Origin of the sequence: Aeromonas sp. 84A (assembly GCF_051919345.1) — a bacterium.
In the GTDB taxonomy this organism is placed as follows: domain Bacteria; phylum Pseudomonadota; class Gammaproteobacteria; order Enterobacterales; family Aeromonadaceae; genus Aeromonas; species Aeromonas veronii.
Window position 1 is genome coordinate 2,649,156 of sequence record NZ_JBQBEW010000001.1, and the last position, 19,774, is coordinate 2,668,929.

Here is a 19,774-nt window from a genome sequence, read left to right on the forward strand (position 1 = left end):
CACAGGTTAGCAGTGTCACCAGAGGGCAGGGGCGCGCGCCATCAGGTCGGCTCCGGTTCCTCTTTGCGGCAGCAGTTGCGTCCCTGTTTCTTGGCCAGATAGAGGGCGGTGTCGGCTCGTCTAACCATCTTCTCTACAGTGTCATGGCTGCCCTTGCTGGCACTGATACCGATACTGATGGTGAGGGAGATCTCAAGAGCCCCGTCCAGTGCATGGTGCTGGGATTCGATGGTTAGCCTGATCCGCTCGGCGCTGGCCCAGGCGAGCTCGAGGGAGGTTTCCGGCAGCAGCACGATAAACTCTTCGCCACCCCAGCGACCCAGCATGTCCACCTCACGCAGCTGTTTGCTGATCCGTTTCACCAGACTCAGGATCGCCAAATCTCCCTGTTGATGGCCAAAGGTATCGTTTACTTCCTTGAAGTGGTCGATATCGATCAGCAGCAGGCTCATGGTATGGCCGAAACGCTGGCAGCGCTGCATCTCGGCGTTGACCAGCTCGTTGAAGCGGCGCCGGTTGGCAATGCCGGTGAGGGGATCCGTGGTAGCCGCGACCTTCAACTCCTCCACCAGTCGGGCTCGCTCCGAGATATCCCGCAAGATGGCGGTCATCTCGGTGGTCGGGCCCAAATTGATCTTGGCGATGGTCACCTCCAGCGGAAATTCGCTGCCGTCTCGGCGCAGACCCATCACCGAGGCGCGAGCATGCATTGGGCGCGAATTGATGGGGGAGCTGCTGAAGGCTTTGAAATAGGTCTCGTGATTGGCGCGAAAACGCTGGGGAAGCAGGGTTTCCAGCCGCTTGCCGAGATAGCTCTCGTCGATGCCGAACATCTCGCAAGCGGCGGTATTGATAAGCTCGATGCGCGATTCGCTGCTGACACTGATGATGCCGTCATAGGCGGAGTTGACCACTGCCTCGAAGCGGCGGCGACTGGTGGTGAGCGCCTCTTCCAGCTGCATCCTGGCGGTGATGTCGATGGCGGTGACGATGATCCGGTTGATCCGTGCCTGCTCGGGGATGATTGGGGAGAGAATAAAGCGCCACCAACTGGTACGCGAGAGGCTGTCGATGGGCAGCTCGCTCTCGAGCCCGGTCTGCATGCGCACACATTCGTGCATTGGCGGCTCGATGGTATTGGTGATGTAGCGGGGAAACATCTCGCTCAGCTGTTTGCCAATGCTGCCAAGGACATCCAGCTCGAACGCCTTGGCAAAGGTATCGTTGGCAGAGACCAGCACAAAGTGATCATCCTTGTCGAGGCTGAACACCGCCACGGCTGCGCCGATGGCGTCGAGAGATGACTTTATGTCGGCATGGGAACCCTGTGTAAACATGCGACCTCCACGGCGAATAACATATTGATATTCAGTATAGTGTGGTCGTTTGGCTAACTACTCTTCGATATCCAGCAACACCAGAATGGCGCTGTCGCCGCCCCATTCGCGGGGAGCCTGATGGAAGGCGCGCACATTGGGGTGCTGGGCCAGCCAGCTGGGAATGCGCTGCTTGAGAATATGTTTGCCGATGCCGTGCATCACCGAGGCGACGTGAATGTTCTCTTTCTGGCAAAGGGTGAGCAGGGCGGCCAGCTCCTGTTTTGCCTGCTGCTGGTTCATGCCGTGCAGATCGAGGTAGATCTCCGGCGGATAAATGCCCCGCTTGAGCTTTTTCAGCTCAAATTTTGACACATCTTCCCGCACGTAACGGGTCGGCCCATCATCGTCGAGATGGGGCTGATACTCATCGCTGAAATAGTGGTCAACCCCAAGCTTTTCGCGGGTTTCGCGCAATTCGCGTTTCTGCTTGACCGGGCGTAACTCGGCCCTTATGGTATCTTGCTTGATTTTCCGGGTACCTTTTATCGCATCGCGGAACAGCAGGGTTTCCTCGTCTGTCGGTGAGGGCGTTTTTTTCATCAGATGCTCATGTATTAGGTATGCGTCTTGCCCGCAACGTAAACGGGGCTCGGGCCGGATATTACTCGACTTGGAGGTGGATTTGGACAAGATATTTATCGATGAGGTGGTTGCCGAGATGCACACCATCCAGGACATGTTGCGTTGGGCCATGAGTCGTTTCAACGACGCCGGGATTTTTTACGGTCATGGAACCGACAACGCCTGGGATGAAGCTGTGCAGCTGGTACTGCCCGCGTTACATCTGCCACCGGATGTAGACCCGGCCATGCGCCACTCCCGTCTCACCAGCAGCGAGCGTCACCGTATCGCCGAGCTGATTATCCGCCGTGTACAGGAGCGGGTACCGGCCGCCTACCTGACCAACAAGGCCTGGTATGCCGGTTGGGAGTTCTACGTGGACGAGCGGGTGCTCATTCCCCGTTCCCCCATTGCCGAGATGGTCGCCAACCGTTTCGCGCCCTTCCTCAAACATGAACCGACCCGGATCATGGACCTGTGCACCGGCTCCGGTTGCATCGCCATCATCATGGCCCACGAGTTCCCGGAAGCGGAAGTGGATGCCATCGATATCAGCATCGATGCGCTGAACGTGGCCGAGCGCAATATCAACGATCACGGGCTGGAGCAGCAGGTCATTCCGATCCGCTCCGATCTGTTCCGCGATCTGCCGGCGGGCGACAAGTACGATCTCATCGTCTCCAACCCGCCCTATGTGGACTCCGAAGACATGTCGGATCTGCCGGACGAGTTCCGTCACGAGCCCGAGCTGGCGCTGGCGTCCGGCACCGATGGTCTCAAGTTGACCAAGCGTCTGCTGGCCCATGCGGCCGATTTCCTCAAGGATAACGGTGTGCTGGTGGTCGAAGTGGGCAACAGCATGATCCATCTGGAAGCCCAGTTCCCCGAGATCCCCTTTACCTGGGTTGAGTTCGAAAACGGCGGCCACGGCGTCTTTGTGATGACCCGTGACGAGCTGGTGCAGTATCAGGATCATTTCGCCATCTACAAGAACTAAGCAGGAGCGCGCATGGCAGGGAACAGTTTTGGTCAACTCTTTCGGGTCACTACCTTTGGCGAGAGCCACGGCCTGGCGCTGGGCGCCGTGGTCGATGGTTGCCCGCCGGGGCTGGAGATCAGCGAAGCGGATCTGCAGGGGGATCTGGATCGGCGCAAGCCGGGCACTTCTCGCTACACCACGCCGCGCCGTGAGCCGGATGAGGTGAAGATCCTCTCCGGGGTGTTCGAGGGCAAGACCACCGGCACCTCCATCGGGCTGCTCATCGAGAATACCGATCAGCGCTCCAAGGATTACTCCGACATCAAGGATCTGTTCCGGCCGGGTCACGCTGATTACACCTACCACCAGAAGTATGGTCAGCGGGACTATCGCGGCGGTGGTCGCTCCTCGGCACGCGAGACCGCGATGCGGGTAGCGGCGGGGGCGATCGCCAAGAAGTACCTGAAACAGGTGCATGGCATCGAGATCACCGGTTTTCTCTCCCAACTCGGCCCCATCAAGGCTGAGGCGTTTGACGCTGCGCAGATCGAGCAGAATCCCTTCTTCTTCCCCGATGCGGGCAAGCTGGAAGAGCTCGATCAATACATGCGTGACCTGAAAAAAGAGGGCAACAGTATCGGTGCCAAGGTGCAGGTCATTGCCAGTAATGTGCCGGTGGGCCTGGGTGAGCCGGTGTTTGATCGCCTCGACGCTGATATCGCCCATGCCATGATGGGCATCAATGCGGTGAAAGGGGTGGAGATCGGCGATGGCTTTGCGGTGGTGGAGCAAAAAGGCTCCGAACATCGCGACGAGATGACCCCGCGGGCTTTGCCAGCAACCATGCGGGCGGAATTCTGGGCGGCATCTCATCCGGGCAGGATATCGTGGTGAGCATGGCGCTCAAGCCAACTTCCAGCATTACGGTGCCGGGCAAGACTATCAATACCGACGGTGAGGCTATCGAGATGATCACCAAGGGCCGCCACGATCCTTGTGTCGGCATCCGCGCCGTGCCCATCGCCGAAGCCATGCTGGCGCTGGTGTTGATGGATCACCTGCTGCGCCATCGCGCCCAGAACCAGGGGGTGTTGACCCATACCCCGCAGCTGCGCTGATCGCTGTTGCTGCTTATCGACTGATCGCTCCCTGTTTGGGGAACAAGTTCGACAATACCAAAAAGGCGACCTTCGGGTCGCCTTTGCTATTTCAGGTGGCGGCTTATCCCGTCAATGCTTGCGGAGGGTGCGGGTCAGCAGATCCGCGGCGCCCGGATCGGCATTGAGGCGACACCTGGGGGGTGAGAACTTGTTGTGGGGTTTGGGCAAGGCATGAATGGCCTCGTTGACTTTGAGGATCTGTTCTTCGCTCACGCTGTTCTTGGCAAACATCAGACTGACTGGCTGGTGGTGTAGCAGCAGTTGGCAGCTGATAAACTCTTCGGCCCCCAGTTGGGCCAGCCGGTAGCGGGCATATTGCCACTCCATGATGATGCCATCGAGGCGGCGAGCCAGCAGCAGATCGATCATCCGCTCATCGGTGTTGTATTCGGTCGCCATTTTAAGCGCCGGGCAGCTATCCATCTGATGCATGGGGCGGGTGCCGCGCAACTTGCCTATCTTGAGCCCTTTCTCGTTGCACAACGCGGACAGATTATCGAGCTGCGCCCAGCGATCCTGATGGCCGGGGATAGGGTCATTGCTCAGCAGCACATAGGCACTCTGGCGGTAGGGGGTCGAGAAGCGGGCATAGCTCTGGCGCTCCGGCAGAGGGAGGGCGGCCATCGCCACATCCAGCTGATCGTGTTCTACCAGATGCAATGCCCTCGCCCAGGGAAGCTCGCGAAACTTGGGGGCAAAGCCAGCCTGGGTGAGGATCTGGCGGGTCAGGCTGACATCCAGCCCATCCAGCTCACCTCGGTTGTTGATTTGGCTGAAGGGGGGCCAGTGACTCCAGGCCACGGTCAGAGTCTGACTGGCCTGCAGCGCAGGGCTTAGCAGCAGAAGCAGCAGGCCAATCCTTGCCTGCCAGCTGCCGCGGGGACGATATGGCGTGGTCATAGCTAAACCTCGTTATTGTGTTCTTCAATCCCGTGCTTTTGCCCCGCGAGCCATGCCTGCGAGGGCTGATATTGTGTTGCCAGTTAATAGTGTGGTGTGTGCTACATCAATCAACGGGATTATTCGGGGGGCAGAAGGGGGATTTTCTGTTCGTGCTGGGAGGAGCATCACATTTTTCTCGTTTATCCCGGGCAACTCCGTTAGACTGCGCCTCTATTCTTTCCCCTTTGCTCTGCTCCCCGGGGAAATCGTTGTTTTCTCAATAGGCCCAGATCTTGTGAGATGGCATCGGCTCAGCAGAGGAGCCCCACCACAAATCCCCGGCGCCCCTATCTCTAGCAGGTAATTATGAGTTTTACTTCCCTCGGTCTGGCCGAACCCTTGTTGCGTGCCGTTGCCGAACAAGGCTACGACACCCCGTCTCCCATTCAGCAGCAAGCGATCCCCGCCGTTCTGGCTGGCCGCGATCTGATGGCGGCGGCCCAAACAGGGACCGGCAAGACCGCAGGCTTTACCCTGCCGATGCTGCAACGTCTGATGGAGAGCAAGCGTAAGGTTTCTCCGAACCGCATTCGTGCGCTGGTGCTGACCCCGACTCGCGAGCTGGCCGCCCAGGTGGGCGAGAGCGTGCGTAACTACGGCAAACACCTGCCAATGCGCAGCCACGTGGTCTTCGGCGGCGTCAGCATCAATCCGCAGATGATGGCGACTCGCCGTGGTCTGGACGTGCTGGTGGCCTGTCCTGGCCGCCTGATGGATCTTTACAACCAGAATGCCGTCAAGTTCGACGAAGTGGAGATCCTGGTACTGGACGAAGCGGATCGCATGCTCGACATGGGCTTTATCCGCGACATCCGCCGTATCCTGGCTCTGATGCCGAAGAAGCGTCAGAACCTGCTCTTCTCCGCCACCTTCGCCGACGAGATCCGCGAACTGGCCACCGGTCTGCTGGATAACCCGGCTGTCATTGAAGTCGCCCCGCGCAACAGCACTGCCGAGCGTATCGAGCAGATGGTGCATCCGTGCGACAAGGCCAACAAGATCGCGCTGTTGAGTCATCTGGTCACCAGCAACAACTGGCAGCAGGTACTGGTGTTCACCCGTACCAAGCACATGGCCAACCGTGTTGCCGAGACCCTCGACAAGAACGGCGTCAGCGCCGCCGCCATCCACGGCAACAAGAGCCAGGGTGCCCGTACTCGCGCACTGGCCGGTTTCAAGGATGGTAGCGTCAAGGTGCTGGTGGCGACCGACATCGCCGCCCGTGGTCTTGACATCGACAAGCTGCCGCAAGTGGTCAACTTCGAGTTGCCCAACGTGGCGGAAGATTACGTGCACCGTATCGGTCGTACCGGCCGTGCCGGTGCTGCCGGTCACGCCATCTCGCTGGTGGCTGCCGATGAAGGCAAGCTTATCAAGGCGATCGAGCGTCTGACCAAGCAGAACATTCCGTGCGAGCAGGTGGCCGGTTTCGAAGCTTCCCGCGAGACCCTGGACAATATCGCCCGTGGTATCGGCGCGCCGCTGCGCAAAGAGCCCCGCGATCCGAGCGAGCAGCGCCGTGCGCCGCGTCCGCAAGGTCAAGGCCAGCGTCAAGGTGCCGGTCGTTCCGCCTCCAATGGCAATGCGGGTGGTGCGCGTACCGGTAATGGTGGCAAGCCCAAGCCGCAAGGTGGTCAGCGTCCGGCTGATGGCGCTGGCAAACCGGCTCAGGCCCGTCGTCCACGTCGCTCTACCCACAACCAGTAAGCGGCTCGGGAGTTTGACTCCCCAGCTATGCGGTTGACTGAAAAGCCCTGCCAATCTGGCAGGGCTTTTTGTTTTTTCAGCCATGTAATCGGCCCGGTGTGGTGCAGCGAGAGCAACGCTAGATGGCGGAGAGGTACTGCTTTTGCATTGCCAGCCAGCGGCCGTTATTGATAAACGCCAGCTGTACCTTGAGCAGGGCCGCAATTTCCGCCCGGTGCTTTTTATCGAGATAGAGAAAGACCTGCTCTTTGGTGATCTTCTGCCAGGGGGACGCCAGTGCAGGTTGAGAGGCGGGGCGCATCTTGATGAGCCAATCCACTTTGCCTCGATGCAGTTGGGCAAGCCCCTGCTTCTCATCGTTCAACCAGATGACCTGATAGTTGCCGAGGAAGCGCTCGCACCACTGGATGCCACGCAGGCAGCCAATCACGGTACCCTCGGCAGGGGGCCAGCTCGGGTTATCCCGTGGCTGACCATAAATCGCTGCCTCCGAGATGGGGGCACCGATCTGCAGCAAGTGGGGATAGGTCTGATCAAAGCCCTTGATCCGGGCCATATCGCCATCGACGGCATGGTCTGCCTCAATCAACTTTTCGCAGCGGGCATAGGTGCAGGGGATCAACTGAAAGTCGATGCCGGCCCGGCCAAACCAGTCATGAATAAAAGGGCGCAATATCGCAGTGTGTTCGACCGCTGCCGCCAGCTTTAGCGGGGTTGCGTGGGCAACGGGAGTCAGCCCGACAAGCAGTAACCAGCCAATCCACTTCATATAGCACTCCTGAATCGGGCTTGTTTAAGCAGCACTGTTGCGACTATCTGTTCAGTGAAGAATAGCCGATGGGGATGGCTGCCAGACCGCTTCGCCAGCTATTCGTGACGGCCGGGTCAGGGGAGCAGCGCAGTGATCAGGATATGGACGGTGCTCACCAGGATCACAGTGAAGGTCAGCCCCATTCCCGCCACCCGATAACGGAAGTTCTCCGGTGTGCGGCTCATGCCAAAGGCGTGGCAGAGACGGCCAAGCAGCAAGGCACTCCCCAGCAAATGAACCAGCCAGGGGGAATGGCTGCCGGTTTCGACGAAATAGATGAGCAGCAGGGCTAGGGGGACATACTCGGCAAAGTTGGCGTGTACCCGCATGGCGCGCAACATGGTGGGGTCATCCCCATGCCCTAGCGCCACCTTGCGGCTATGGCGGGTGCGAATGGTACGAATGCTCAGCAACACAAACAACAGGGCGAGCAGGGCCGCGTAAACAGGCAGTATGGTCATGGTATCTGGCTCCCGGAGCGATGATATCGAGTGGCTGGTGTTCAGAGACGCGATATTGCTCGGCATCTCAATGGCTTGCCTTGAGGGTAGCAGCAAACAGCTTTAGCACGACCGTCATCCACTCACACGCCATCGGCCAAGCGCAGGCACAAAACAAACAGCCCTGCCGAGGTGGCAGGGCTGTTTTTTGATCATATTGATGGTGGGCAGAGCAGGGCCCCGTCATTACCCCTCATAAGGGAGAGAGGAGTGGTGCAGCACGATGCGCACCTTGCCATCATCCCCCTTCTTGAAACCCAAGGTCTTGTCTACCGTGGTCTCCTTGTTGTCGCGATCTACCAGATGCACCTTGCCCATGGTCAGCGCCATGTCGCCGTTGATATAGACGGCGGCATTGTCATAGCGATAGCTCTGCCAGTTTTTCAGGGCGAACCCTTTGTCGGTGGGGTAGGCGCTGTTGTTGCCGACAAAGTAGGCCAGCGCCCCCTCGCGGTTGGTGCGAAAGGTCTGCTCGCCACCGGCCAGGGTGGGTTTGAACAGCACCGGCCCCTGCTGGTAGCCATAAGCGCTGTCGAGCACCGACTCGGCGGTCGCCTTGGCGCGCTCAATCCCACCGGCGCGATAATCATCGCTGATCTTGATAAGCGCCGCGCCCCAACCATCCTGCGCGGCCTTGATCTCCGCCTCGGTAATATTGTTGTTGGCGACTTCGGCGGCGCTAAGTGCGCCGCTGGCGGAAAGCAGGACGAGGGCAAGGGTGCTCCTCTTGAGGTGCAACATCATTGTTTTCAAACTCCTAAACGCGATAAACGAGCGGGCAGTGTAACGAAGGGGCATGAACGGTTTTTGAACTGATTATTCAGGGTTGGGTAGTAAAAAGGTCGGTATATAGCTGAAGGTTAGGGTGTTTGTTTGGTAAGGGGCGCACTCTTAATTAATGGCGCATGCCTGTATCCAACTTGATTTCTTTTCCAACAAAAAGCCCCGCCAATCTGATTGGCGGGGCTTTGTTATTTTAGGCATTCCGTATCGGCGAGGGCTTATAGGGCGGGCAGCAGTCCCATGCTGACGCTGACCTGGACGCCGACAATCAGTAAGCCCATGGCGGCGGCCACTCCCAGCGCCACCACGCCACCCGGCGCGCGGTAGTGGTGGGCGGGGGCTTGCTTGCGGCTCTGCCACACCAGCGCCACCGGCAGCAGTACCGCGAGGATCGCCAGCGCAATGGCAGCGTAGCCGAGGGCCATGATAAAGCCCTGCGGGAAGTAGAGGGCAAACAGCAATGGCGGCACGAAGGTGATGAGGCCAGTCTGAGTGCGGCCCTGCCAGTTGTCCTTGCGGCGGGTTGCCTTGGCCATAAAGTCGAACAGCCCCAGCGTCACCCCGAGGAAGGAGGTGGCGAGCGCCAGATCGGCAAACAGGTGTATCGCCTGATTAAACGCAGGCCAGCTCACCAGCTTGCCGACGTTGGCCAGCAGGCTGTCCAGCGCGCCGCCGGTTTGCAGCAGTGCTTGCTGGCCGAGCAGACCGAGGATCGCCACCTGCCACAGCACGTAGAGGATCAGCGGCAGGGCTGAGCCCCAGACAAAGACCCTACCAAGCTGTTTTGGGCAGTCACCGAGGTAGAGCATCACGCTCGGAATGGAGCCGTGAAAGCCGAACGAGGTGAAGATGACCGGCAGGCCCGCCAGCAACAGGCCCTGACCCAGCGGCATCGAGAGCAGATGCTGCCCTTCGGTGCGGGGTAGCAGCAACGTCAGCACCACCACCATGATCACCAGTTTCACGGTGAACATCAGCCGGTTGAGGTAATCCACCGAGCGGGTGCCGACACAGACCATGCCGCCAAACAGCAGAGTAAAGGCCCAGGCAGCCTGCTCCTGGCTGAGAGTCATGCCCGCATCGGCCAGCGCCTGTGCCAGCAGGCTGCTGCCACCGCTGATGTAAGCTGAGGCCAGCGAGTAGAACAACATCAGGATACAGAAGGAGGCGATGCGCTTGCCCCAGGGGCCGAGCAGATGGTCCGCCAGTTGGTGCAGGTACCACTTGCCGGTGGCAAGGCTCGCTTCCACCTGCAGCATGGCGGTGAAGGCCATCAGGGCCCAGAGGCCGACCATCAACATCAGGGTAGCGGGGCCGCCGAGGGACGAGGAGGCCAGCGGCAGGGCCAGCATGCCGGCACCTATGGTGGTGCCGGCAATCAACAGGGTACAACCCAGGGTTTTGGTATTCATGTTATCCATCCGAACGTAGCGGTGTCAGTGCAAACAGGCGACGCCAGCAGTGACGTCAACAAGAGGGGGCTAATTGGCGTTATCAGAAGGTGCCTCCGGTGATAGGGCCGGAGGCTAGCAATATCGGAACGGGAACATCTGTACCTAAAACCTGTCAGTTGTAAAAGATGGTTGCCACGTTAGCGGATCAAAATAGCCGAAACAACCCCTTTTATACGGATCTTGTGCTGGCTTGTGGCAATAAGTGGAAATAAATGATGACAGCGGTAGCTAATTGAAGAAAAAAGCACCAAAAAATGACTGGCAGGGGCTCATTGATACAGGTCAGCCAAGTGGTTGCTGCACGGATGGGGGAGTGCCTTGTCGTGGCGTTGGCGTTTAGTTGTGGGGTGAAGGAGTGTGGAGGCCAGTTGTTTAGTCGGCCAGACGGTAGAGAAAGCAAAGCGGGCGGGTAGGGTTGTGGGGGAAAACAATAAGGCTGCCGATGCTGGCAGCCTTATTGTCATCTGCTTTCTTTACCCACCCATTGATAGCAAATCGGGTCTGGTTCGAGCAGGTTAGCGACGGCGCTTGAGGGTGCGGCTCACATAGTGCAGCCCGCTCTGGTAGTCGCCGTTCACCGCCTTGAGCGCTAGCTCCAGCGCCTGACTCGCCAGCGCGTCGTGCTGCTGGGGCAGGGAGTTGATGCCAAAGGGGAGGAAGTCGAGCAGCCGATCGTCCCCGAAGGTAGCCATGGCGAGCTGGCTCATATCGATCTCTTGCTCCAACAGGTAGTCGAGTACCCCCTCCATCAGGATATAGGAGGTAGTGATTAGCGCTTCGGGCAGTTGACCCAGCTGCTGGTGCAGATCTTTGATCAGGCGATACCCCTCAAGGCGAGAGAAGTGATCCCCCTCGCACAGGTGGCGAGCCGCGCTGTGACTGGCGACCGCCTGCTCGAAACCGGCTTTGCGCTCCTGACTGATCGTGAGTGCCGGCAGCGCGGTGATCAAGGCGATATGGCGCAGAGTCGGGGTGAGCAGGGAGCTGGTGAGATCAAAGCTCGCCTTCTCGTTTTCACTGGCGACGGTGACAAACTTGTCGGCGGCCATCGCCCGGTCGATGGCGAGGATCTGGCTGCCTTGCGCCTGCAATTTACCGTAGAAGGGGTCGTCCGGCGGCAGGCAACTGGCCACCAGCAGGGCGTCCACATGGCGGCTCACCAGCATCTGGGCCAGCTCTTTTTCTGTGGCGGGCTCATCTTCCGAGCAGACGATGAGCAGCTGATATCCCTGTGCCCGGGCCCCCTGTTCCAGCCGTTTGGCCAGTTTGGCGTAACTGGCGTTCTCAAGGTCGGGCAGGATAAAGCCGAGGGTCTTGGTTTGGCCGCCGCGCAGGGAGGCGGCGCGGCTGTCCGGCTGATAGTTATGGGCGGTGACAACGGCCATCACCTTGTCGCGGGTGGCCTGACTGATGCGGTATTGATCGGCCTTGCCATTGATCACATAGCTTGCCGTGGTGCGCGAGACACCGGCGAGGGCGGCGATTTCATCCAGTTTCATCATATTGGCTCTGTTTGAGTTGCAAGGCCCACGGTCACTGCCGGGTGAGGGCACCGAAAAGTGTGCGCGGGATCATATCATTGAAAAGCACTCTTTGTGGGTACTTGATCAATTCGCTGAAACGATTCAGTCTGAGTGTAAGTGAAACGATTCAGCCTGTCAGCAACGAAGAGACCCAGCGGCCTGAAAATCAGGCTCCGATCACAGTCAACCGTGTTCGGGTCTATTGTCAGCTGGCGAGTTACCCGAATGTTCAATTGTGACGTACCGGCGCGGCCGGAACCTGATGGAGAGTCTCTATGTTGAAGTTGGCGCGAGAGCAGATCTTGCTGGGACAGTCGGTGGCAACCAAGTCGGACGCCATTGCCCTGCTGGCAGGCAAACTGACCGAAGCCGGTCTGGTGGAAGCGGGCTATGTGGATGGGATGCTGGCTCGGGAAGCGCAGCATGCCACCTATCTTGGCAGCGGCATCGCCATTCCCCACGGCACCACCGATACCCGTCATCTGGTGAAGAGCACCGGCGTCATGGTGGCCCAGTTCCCCAATGGTATCGAGTGGGATGAGGGGCAGATCGCCTATGTCGCCATCGGCATCGCCGCCAAGTCAGACGAGCATCTGGGCATTTTGCGCCAGCTCACCCATGTGCTGGGTGACGAGCAGGCGGCAGCCCAGCTCAAAGAGGCCACCGATGCCGACACTATCATCAACATCCTGACTGGCTCCACTGCCGCCAAAGAGGTGCAATACCTGACCCTGGCTGACTTCCCGGCCGATGATCGCGACCAACTGCTGCTGGGAGCAGCCGCCCGCGCCAAATCGGCGGGCTGGGGCGATGCCGCCATGGTGAGCGCCCTGCTGGCAAGCGATCCCGCCTATCTGGGCGAGGGCGTCTGGCTGGCCCGGGCGCAAGCGGCCCAGACTGGCTGGGTGCTGGCCACCCCGAGTAGCGCCCTCACGGCAGGGGAGCTGCCGGTCAGCACCATGCTACTGCTGTGCGCCGCAGATAGCGGCCATCTGCCGCAGCTGGAGAATCTGGCCAAACTGGCTGCTGCCGGCCAACTCGCTACGCTGGCGGGCGGCGAGGGACTGGCCATGCTGCAAGCAGGTCCCGCGAGCGGTCTTTCCGAAACCTTCACCATCATCAATCCCCACGGCTTGCACGCTCGTCCCGGTGCCATGCTGGTCAAGGTGGCCAAAGAGTATGAATCAGACATCCGGGTTGCCAATCTGGATGGCAGCGGCGAGGTGGTCTCCGCCAAGAGCCTGATGAAGGTGATCGGCCTTGGGGTCAAGTGCGGTCACCGTCTGGCATTTCGCGCCGAAGGTGCAGATGCCGAAGCGGCTCTCAAGGGGATCGGTGAGGCGATCGCCGCTGGTCTCGGCGAGGGGGCGCATTGATGAAGATTGTTACCATCACCCTCAACCCCGCCCTGGATCTCACTACTCGCCTTGAGGCGATGAGCCTGGGCGAGGTCAATCTGGTGAGCGAGGCCAACCTGCGTGCCGCAGGCAAGGGGATCAACGTCGCCATGGTGCTCAAGGACTTTGGCCGCGAGGTGGGCGTCACCGGCTGGCTGGGCGCAGACAATGAGCAGAGCTTTGTCTCCCTGTTTGCAGAGCGTGCGCTGGATGATCACTTTGTCCGTGTCGCGGGCAGCACGCGCATAAACGTCAAGATTTCCGAGCAGTCCGGTCGAGTCACCGATCTCAACTTGCCGGGGCTCACCATCCTGCAAGGGGAAGTGAGCGCGCTGGAGCAGGCCATCGACGAGTTGGCTTCGCATGCAGAGTGGTTCGTGCTGGCGGGCAGCCTGCCCAAAGGAGTGGCCCCGGATTACTGCGCTCATCTGATCCGCCTGCTCAAGGCCAAAGGCAAGCAGGTGATCTTCGATTGCAGCGGCGCGGCGTTAAGCGAAGGGATCAAGGCGGCGCCGACCCTGGTCAAACCCAATCTGGAGGAGCTGAGCCAGTGGGCGGGTCGACCCATCAAGACCCTGAGCGAGCAGGCCGAGTGTGCCCGCGCGCTGCAGGCAAGCGGCATTCCCAACGTGGTGATCTCCAACGGCGCCGATGGCCTCATCTGGTTTGCCCCGGATGCCGTCTGGCAGGCTATTCCGCCGCGGATGCAGGTGGTCAGCACTGTGGGTGCCGGCGACTCCCTGGTGGCCGGTCTCGCCCATGGTCTGAGCCTTGGCTGGGCGCCGGAGCAGACCCTGCGGCTGGCCACTGCCGTCTCGGCCTTGGCGGTCAGTCAGGTCGCGGTCGGCTTTGACGATATCAGTGTGCTCAACCCCTTACTTGAACAGGTGCGCGTAGAGCGTCTGGATGCGCTGGCACCGGTTCAGTGCAATACCCCTTCAATGGAAAACTCAGGAGATGCCCAATGAAAGCAATCTTGGTTACGGCTTGCCCGGCGGGCATTGCCACCAGCTTTCTCGCTGCAAAACGGATAGAACAGCAGGCCAAACTGGCTGGCTGGGAACTCACCCTCGACGTCGGCTCCAGCGTGCAACCGCGCCAGGTGCCGAACAAGGAGCAGATTGCCGCCGCTGACCTGGTGCTGGTTGTCGCAAGTGCCCCGGTGGATCTCGCCGCCTATGATGGCAAGCGAGTCTATCAGGGCAGCATGGATCTCGCCCTGCAGGATCCGGCTGCCTTGCTGGAAGCCGCAACCAGCGGTGCCAGCGTCTATCGTCATCAAGCCGCGCCCGCTGCCGCCAAACCGGCCGCCGCTGGCAAGCGCATCGTGGCAGTGACAGCGTGCCCGACTGGCGTTGCCCACACCTTTATGTCGGCAGAGGCGCTGGAGACCATGGCCAAACAGCTGGGTTATCAGATCCGTGTCGAAACCCAAGGCTCGGTCGGTGCCCAGAACGCCCTGACTGCCGAGGAGATTGCATCTGCCGATCTGGTGTTCCTCGCCACCGATATCGAGGTGGACATGGCCCGCTTCGATGGCAAGCAGGTCTATCGCACCAGTACCGGTGCGGCGCTAAAGAAAACCCGCGCCGAGCTGGACAAGGCTTGGAGTGAGGCGAAAACCTATCGCCACAGCGGTGCCAGCCAGCCCAAGAAAGAGGAAAAAGCAGGCCCCTACAAGCACCTGTTGACTGGTGTCTCCTTCATGCTGCCGATGGTGGTGGCAGGCGGCCTTATCATCGCGCTCTCGTTTGTGTTCGGTATCGAAGCGTTCAAGGTGGAAGGCACTCTGGCCGCCGCTCTGATGAAGATCGGTGGTGGCTCAGCCTTCGCCCTGATGATCCCGGTGCTGGCCGGTTACATTGCCTACTCCATCGCTGACCGCCCGGGTCTCGCTCCCGGCATGATCGGCGGTATGCTGGCAAGCTCGCTGGGAGCCGGTTTCCTTGGCGGCATTGTGGCCGGTTTCTTGGCCGGTTACAGCGCCAAATACCTGAGTGACAAGGTGCGCCTGCCGGTGACCCTGGAAGCGCTCAAGCCGATCCTGATCATTCCGCTCTTTGCCAGCCTCTTTACCGGTCTGGTGATGATCTATGTGGTGGGTGGTCCGGTGGCTGGCATCATGAATGCCATGACCGAGTTCCTCAACAACATGGGCTCTGCCAACGCCGTGCTGCTGGGTGTGATCATCGGGGCCATGATGTGCTTCGACATGGGCGGCCCGGTCAACAAGGCGGCTTACGCCTTCGGGGTAGGCCTGCTGGCTTCCAAAACCTATGCCCCGATGGCTGCGGTAATGGCCGCTGGTATGGTGCCGGCACTGGGGATGGGGATCGCCACCTTCCTGGCCCGTACCAAGTTCATCAAGGCGGAGCAGGAAGCGGGCAAGGCCTCCTTTGTACTGGGACTGTGCTTTATCTCCGAGGGGGCCATCCCATTTGCCGCCAAGGATCCGATGCGCGTTATCCCGGCCTGCATGGTCGGCGGCGCCCTGACCGGTGCGCTCTCCATGCTGTTCGGCTGCGAGCTGATGGCACCCCACGGCGGCCTGTTCGTGCTGTTCATTCCGCACGCCATCAGCAACGTCATGATGTATATCGTTGCCATTGCCGCAGGCTCGCTGCTGACCGGTGTCTCCTACGCCATGCTCAAGCGCGGTGAAGAGCAGGCCAAGCTGGCCACGGCCTGATAGCTCATCCTCGATAACAGAAGATGATCAATGCCGCCTGGTTGCAAAACCGGGCGGCATTTTTATATGCCTTTTAAACAGAATCGTTGAGCAGCGGTGATTTAGGTTTCGCGTATCAAGGCCAAATACTTAACTCTATGGGGAAGGGCCGTAACCAATATCCCGTGTATAGATTGTGCTGCCGCTAGGATAGGGGGAAACTGGCGAGCATTCGGGAAGCAAATCTGTATCAGCGACAGTTACCTATATGTACATCTGTGTAGATGCAACCTGAGTTGATCATCAGTTAAACAAGACCTGAGGCAGGTTTGCTATATGACAACCCCCCTCATTTCTGCGAAAAGGGGGGATTCAGGTTTCGGTACAACCGAATGCCCTGGTTGGCAAGTATGCATTGAACCAGAGGGTTCCATATCAAATGGATCTTGAAACCCACACCAGACCATTGTAGATCGTCATATATACAACTTTTTGTATGCCAACAAACGAGATTTTACACAGACAAACTCAATTCGCATCATGCTGAACATAGAAGTATAAAATGGACTTTCTCTGTTACGTCAAAAAGTAAACACGAGTTAGCGCAGTGTTCAATGATAGAGAGATAACAGACAAAGCTGCTTTGCAGAACATGGGTATTAATGTGTCTGTGAGTGCACAGGGGAAAAGAGAAATAAAAAAAGCCACACCGGTTGGTGTGGCTTTTTTTTTAGGGGGTCAACCCGGGTTGCTTAGGGGCGACCGGCCGGGCAGGTGGCCACGTTGACGGCGGCAGTGCTGCCACCGTGACGACCTGATGTGCTCACTTCGTTGCGTACCAGCGGCGGGTAGTTAACCGGCTCACGAACAGGCAGGGCAGGGGCTTCGGCAGGGGTTGCCATCGGGGCGGATGCTTTGCGGGCACGAGCCAGCAGGCCAGCACCGTGAGCTACCTGTTTGGTCACGACCGGAGTCTCTTCCACCGCAACCGCAGCGACAGGAGCCGGGGCTTCGACAACAGCAACTGGCATTTCGACTGCAGCCGGTGCAGCTTCCACGACAGGAGTGCTGACAGCCGGGGCTTCTTCAACAACTGAAGCAGTTTCAACGACTTCAGTGGCAGCCATGTCGACAGCCGGAGCGGCGACAACGACAACTTCCGGCTCTGCTGGCACCACTACCTCAGCGACAGCGTCAACAACCGGGCTAGCGATCACATCGGCTTGAGTTGCTTCGACCAGGGCAGCAGCCTGCTCGGCAGCTTCTTCAGCAACGGCTTCGACAACCACATGCTCGGTCAGTGCAGCAGAGGCTTGCAGGGCAGCAGCGACGGCTTCAGCGCTCGGGATGGTAACAACAGGCACTACCGGCTCTTCAACCTGCGCTTTGGCAATATCTGCCTGGGCTGCGGTGGTCAGAGTGGTGGTATCTTGCTGTTCTTCGTCACGTTGGCTGCGGGCATCTTCGTTGATGCGCTTGCGGCGCTGACCTTCGATACGCTGGCTGCGCGGAGTGCGGCGTGAGCGGCGCTGGCCTTCACTCTGCTCTTCCTGCTCGTTGCCCACAGTGCTATCGATCACGTCAGCTTGCGCTGGTACTTCGTCAACTGGCAGGGCAGGGGTGTCAGCAGCGGCGACATCGACGCGGATCTGCTTGCGCAGTTGGCGACGTTCGCGGCGCTCGGCCACTTTCTGCTCTTTTTCCTGACGTGGCTGGGCGGCAGTTGCATCAACGGCGTCTACCGCTTCAACAACGACTTCGGCGCGCGGCTCACGGGGCGCACGAGGTTCACGGGCCGGACGTGGTGCACGTTCCTGGCGCGGTTCGCGAGGCTCGCGCTCCTGACGGGGTTCACGTTCCATGCGCTGTTCGCTGCGCACTTCGCCACGAGCTTCACGCTCCTGACGAGGCTCGCGCTCTTTGCGGGGACGGCGATTGCGGTTTTCACCGGCTTCGCGGTTGCCACCTTCACGCTTCTCGCCAGCTTCCGCATTGTTGCGGTTGCCACGATTGTCATCACGACGAGGACGCTGACCACGGCCACGGCCTTCTTCGCGCTGGTGACGTTGACCTTCATCCTTGCGTGCTTCACGAGCTGCTGGTTTCTCGGCGGGCGCTTTCACTTCGGCAGGGGCTGCATCGCTGCTGAACAGGCCGGTAATGCCTTTGATCAGCTTGCTGAAGAAGCCGGCTTCGGCAGGGGCCGCAGCAACGGGAGCCGCCGGCTGTTGCGGTGCAACAGGGGCCGGTTGTGCCGGTTGGGCAAAGCCTTGCAGCAGCGGTTGCTCACGCTCGATCACCTGAGCTTGCTTCGGTTGGTAGACCGGCTTGGCAATCTCGGTTTTCAGCTCGTAGCTGGCCGCTTCCGGGATCTCGTTCTGACGAATGCGAGTCACTTCGTAGTGCGGGGTTTCCAGATGCTGGTTCGGAATGATGTAAACACGCACATCATTGCGCTGTTCCAGACTGGCGATGGCGGCACGCTTCTCGTTAAGCAGATAGGCGGCAACATCCACCGGCACCTGGCCGTGAACCTGCTCGGTGTTGTCCTTCATGGCCTCTTCTTCGATGAGACGCAGGATGGACAGAGCAAGGGATTCGTTGTCACGGATCACGCCCTGACCCTGGCAACGGGGGCAGATATGGCTGCTGGATTCGTTGAGAGAGGGGCGCAGACGCTGGCGAGACATCTCCAGCAGACCGAAACGGGAGATCCGACCCAGCTGGATGCGGGCACGATCCTGATGCACCGCTTCACGCAGACGGTTTTCCACTTCGCGCTGATGGCGAACCGGCGTCATGTCGATGAAGTCGATTACGATCAGGCCACCCAAGTCGCGCAGACGCAATTGACGGGCAATTTCGTCGGCCGCTTCTAGGTTGGTTTGCAGCGCCGTCTCTTCGATATCGCCGCCCTTGGTGGCGCGGGAGGAGTTGATATCGATGGAGGTCAAAGCTTCGGTCGGATCGATAACGATGCTGCCACCGGAAGGGAGGCGCACTTCACGCTGGAAGGCTGATTCAATCTGGCTCTCAATCTGGAAGTGGTTGAACAGGGCAACTTCACCCTTGTACAGCTTCACACGGTTGAGGAAATCGGGACGTACCAGCTCGATATGGGCCTTGGCGCGTTCGAAAATCACCGGATTGTCGATCAGGATCTCGCCCACATCGCGACGCAGATAGTCACGGATGGCACGCACGATGACGTTACTTTCCTGGTGGATCAGTACCGGCGCAGCGCGCTCCTGGGAGGCTTTGTGGATGGAGTCCCAGTGGTTGAGCAGAACGTTCAGATCCCACTCCAGCTCTTCTGGCGACTTGCCCACACCTGCGGTACGTACGATCAGGCCCATGCCTTCCGGCACGGTCAATCCGCTCAGGGCTTCTTTCAGTTCAGTCCGCTCATCACCCTCGATACGGCGGGAGATACCACCGGCACGGGGGTTGTTGGGCATCAGTACCAAGTAGCTACCTGCCAGGCTGATAAAGGTGGTGAGGGCTGCACCCTTGGTGCCACGCTCTTCCTTGTCGATCTGGACGATAACTTCCTGACCTTCGCGGACCACTTCTTTGATGTTAGGACGACCCTGATAGGAGTAACCGGAGGGGAAGTAATTGCGGGCGATCTCCTTCAACGGCAGGAAACCGTGGCGCTCGGCGCCGTAGTCAACAAAAGCAGCTTCAAGGCTGGGTTCTACGCGGGTGATCTTACCCTTGTAAATGTTCGCTTTCTTCTGCTCGTGTCCCGGACTTTCAATATCCAAATCGTAGAGCTGTTGTCCGTCAACCAGCGCTACGCGCAACTCCTCTTCTTGAGTTGCGTTGATAAGCATTCTTTTCATTGAGTTCTCATTATTGTGTCATTTTGATTTCCTCCATCTGGGTCCTGCCAGCGCCGGCCTCGGGT

14 protein-coding genes and 1 pseudogene are annotated in these 19,774 nt (G+C 59.4%); 6 read left to right on the forward strand and 9 right to left on the reverse strand.

Annotated features, from left to right (window positions below; all coding sequences use genetic code 11):
• Positions 1-41: 41 nt before the first annotated feature.
• The gene (locus ACTG20_RS12045; protein WP_194494791.1) at positions 42-1,337 is read right to left on the reverse strand and encodes a sensor domain-containing diguanylate cyclase; all 1,296 of its coding nucleotides are present in this window, start codon (positions 1,335-1,337) and stop codon (positions 42-44) included.
• 57 nt (positions 1,338-1,394) lie between these two features.
• Complete coding sequence (smrB, locus tag ACTG20_RS12050; protein WP_005333198.1) at positions 1,395-1,919, reverse strand: endonuclease SmrB; 525 nt, start codon at positions 1,917-1,919, stop codon at positions 1,395-1,397.
• Between the two features lie 82 nt (positions 1,920-2,001).
• On the opposite strand from smrB, the gene prmB reads away from it, so the two are divergent.
• Positions 2,002-2,937, forward strand: coding sequence for a 50S ribosomal protein L3 N(5)-glutamine methyltransferase (gene prmB, locus ACTG20_RS12055; protein WP_149152917.1), 936 nt, complete (start codon positions 2,002-2,004; stop codon positions 2,935-2,937).
• A 12-nt stretch (positions 2,938-2,949) separates the two neighbouring features.
• A pseudogene (gene aroC / locus ACTG20_RS12060) lies at positions 2,950-4,037 on the forward strand (chorismate synthase).
• Between the two features lie 111 nt (positions 4,038-4,148).
• On the opposite strand, the gene ACTG20_RS12065 reads toward aroC, so the two are convergent.
• The gene (locus ACTG20_RS12065) at positions 4,149-4,979 is read right to left on the reverse strand and encodes a substrate-binding periplasmic protein (RefSeq protein ID WP_194494789.1); all 831 of its coding nucleotides are present in this window, start codon (positions 4,977-4,979) and stop codon (positions 4,149-4,151) included.
• A 348-nt stretch (positions 4,980-5,327) separates the two neighbouring features.
• Between ACTG20_RS12065 and ACTG20_RS12070 the strand changes: the two genes are divergently transcribed.
• A complete protein-coding gene (locus ACTG20_RS12070; protein WP_194494788.1) occupies positions 5,328-6,728 on the forward strand; it encodes a DEAD/DEAH box helicase in 1,401 nt (466 codons plus the stop codon).
• A gap of 118 nt (positions 6,729-6,846) precedes the next feature.
• Here ACTG20_RS12070 and ACTG20_RS12075 read toward each other — a convergent pair whose 3' ends face one another.
• The 5 genes from ACTG20_RS12075 to cra all read right to left on the reverse strand — a co-directional run bounded on the left by ACTG20_RS12075 (position 6,847) and on the right by cra (position 11,778).
• Positions 6,847-7,497 (reverse strand): hypothetical protein, encoded by a 651-nt coding sequence (locus ACTG20_RS12075; protein WP_088868985.1) that lies wholly within the window; start codon positions 7,495-7,497, stop codon positions 6,847-6,849.
• Between the two features lie 116 nt (positions 7,498-7,613).
• A complete protein-coding gene (locus ACTG20_RS12080; protein ID WP_194494787.1) occupies positions 7,614-8,000 on the reverse strand; it encodes an MAPEG family protein in 387 nt (128 codons plus the stop codon).
• Between the two features lie 225 nt (positions 8,001-8,225).
• Complete coding sequence (locus ACTG20_RS12085; protein WP_439987679.1) at positions 8,226-8,783, reverse strand: hypothetical protein; 558 nt, start codon at positions 8,781-8,783, stop codon at positions 8,226-8,228.
• Positions 8,784-9,040: 257 nt separating this feature from the next.
• The gene (locus ACTG20_RS12090) at positions 9,041-10,234 is read right to left on the reverse strand and encodes an aromatic amino acid transport family protein (protein WP_439987680.1); all 1,194 of its coding nucleotides are present in this window, start codon (positions 10,232-10,234) and stop codon (positions 9,041-9,043) included.
• 557 nt (positions 10,235-10,791) lie between these two features.
• Positions 10,792-11,778, reverse strand: coding sequence for a catabolite repressor/activator (gene cra, locus ACTG20_RS12095; protein ID WP_021230150.1), 987 nt, complete (start codon positions 11,776-11,778; stop codon positions 10,792-10,794).
• Positions 11,779-12,074: 296 nt separating this feature from the next.
• On the opposite strand from cra, the gene fruB reads away from it, so the two are divergent.
• From fruB to fruA, 3 genes are read left to right on the forward strand one after another with little or no spacing between them, the layout of a single operon-like run.
• On the forward strand, positions 12,075-13,175 hold the full coding sequence (fruB, locus tag ACTG20_RS12100) for a fused PTS fructose transporter subunit IIA/HPr protein (protein WP_439987682.1): 1,101 nt from the start codon (positions 12,075-12,077) through the stop codon (positions 13,173-13,175).
• A complete protein-coding gene (gene pfkB, locus ACTG20_RS12105; protein ID WP_439987683.1) occupies positions 13,175-14,164 on the forward strand; it encodes a 1-phosphofructokinase in 990 nt (329 codons plus the stop codon). The genes fruB and pfkB overlap by 1 nt, the downstream gene beginning before the upstream one ends.
• On the forward strand, positions 14,161-15,885 hold the full coding sequence (gene fruA, locus ACTG20_RS12110; RefSeq protein ID WP_194494781.1) for a PTS fructose transporter subunit IIBC: 1,725 nt from the start codon (positions 14,161-14,163) through the stop codon (positions 15,883-15,885). The genes pfkB and fruA overlap by 4 nt, the downstream gene beginning before the upstream one ends.
• A 731-nt stretch (positions 15,886-16,616) precedes the next feature.
• Here fruA and rne read toward each other — a convergent pair.
• The gene (gene rne, locus ACTG20_RS12115) at positions 16,617-19,709 is read right to left on the reverse strand and encodes a ribonuclease E (RefSeq protein WP_194494780.1); all 3,093 of its coding nucleotides are present in this window, start codon (positions 19,707-19,709) and stop codon (positions 16,617-16,619) included.
• Positions 19,710-19,774: the final 65 nt, after the last annotated feature.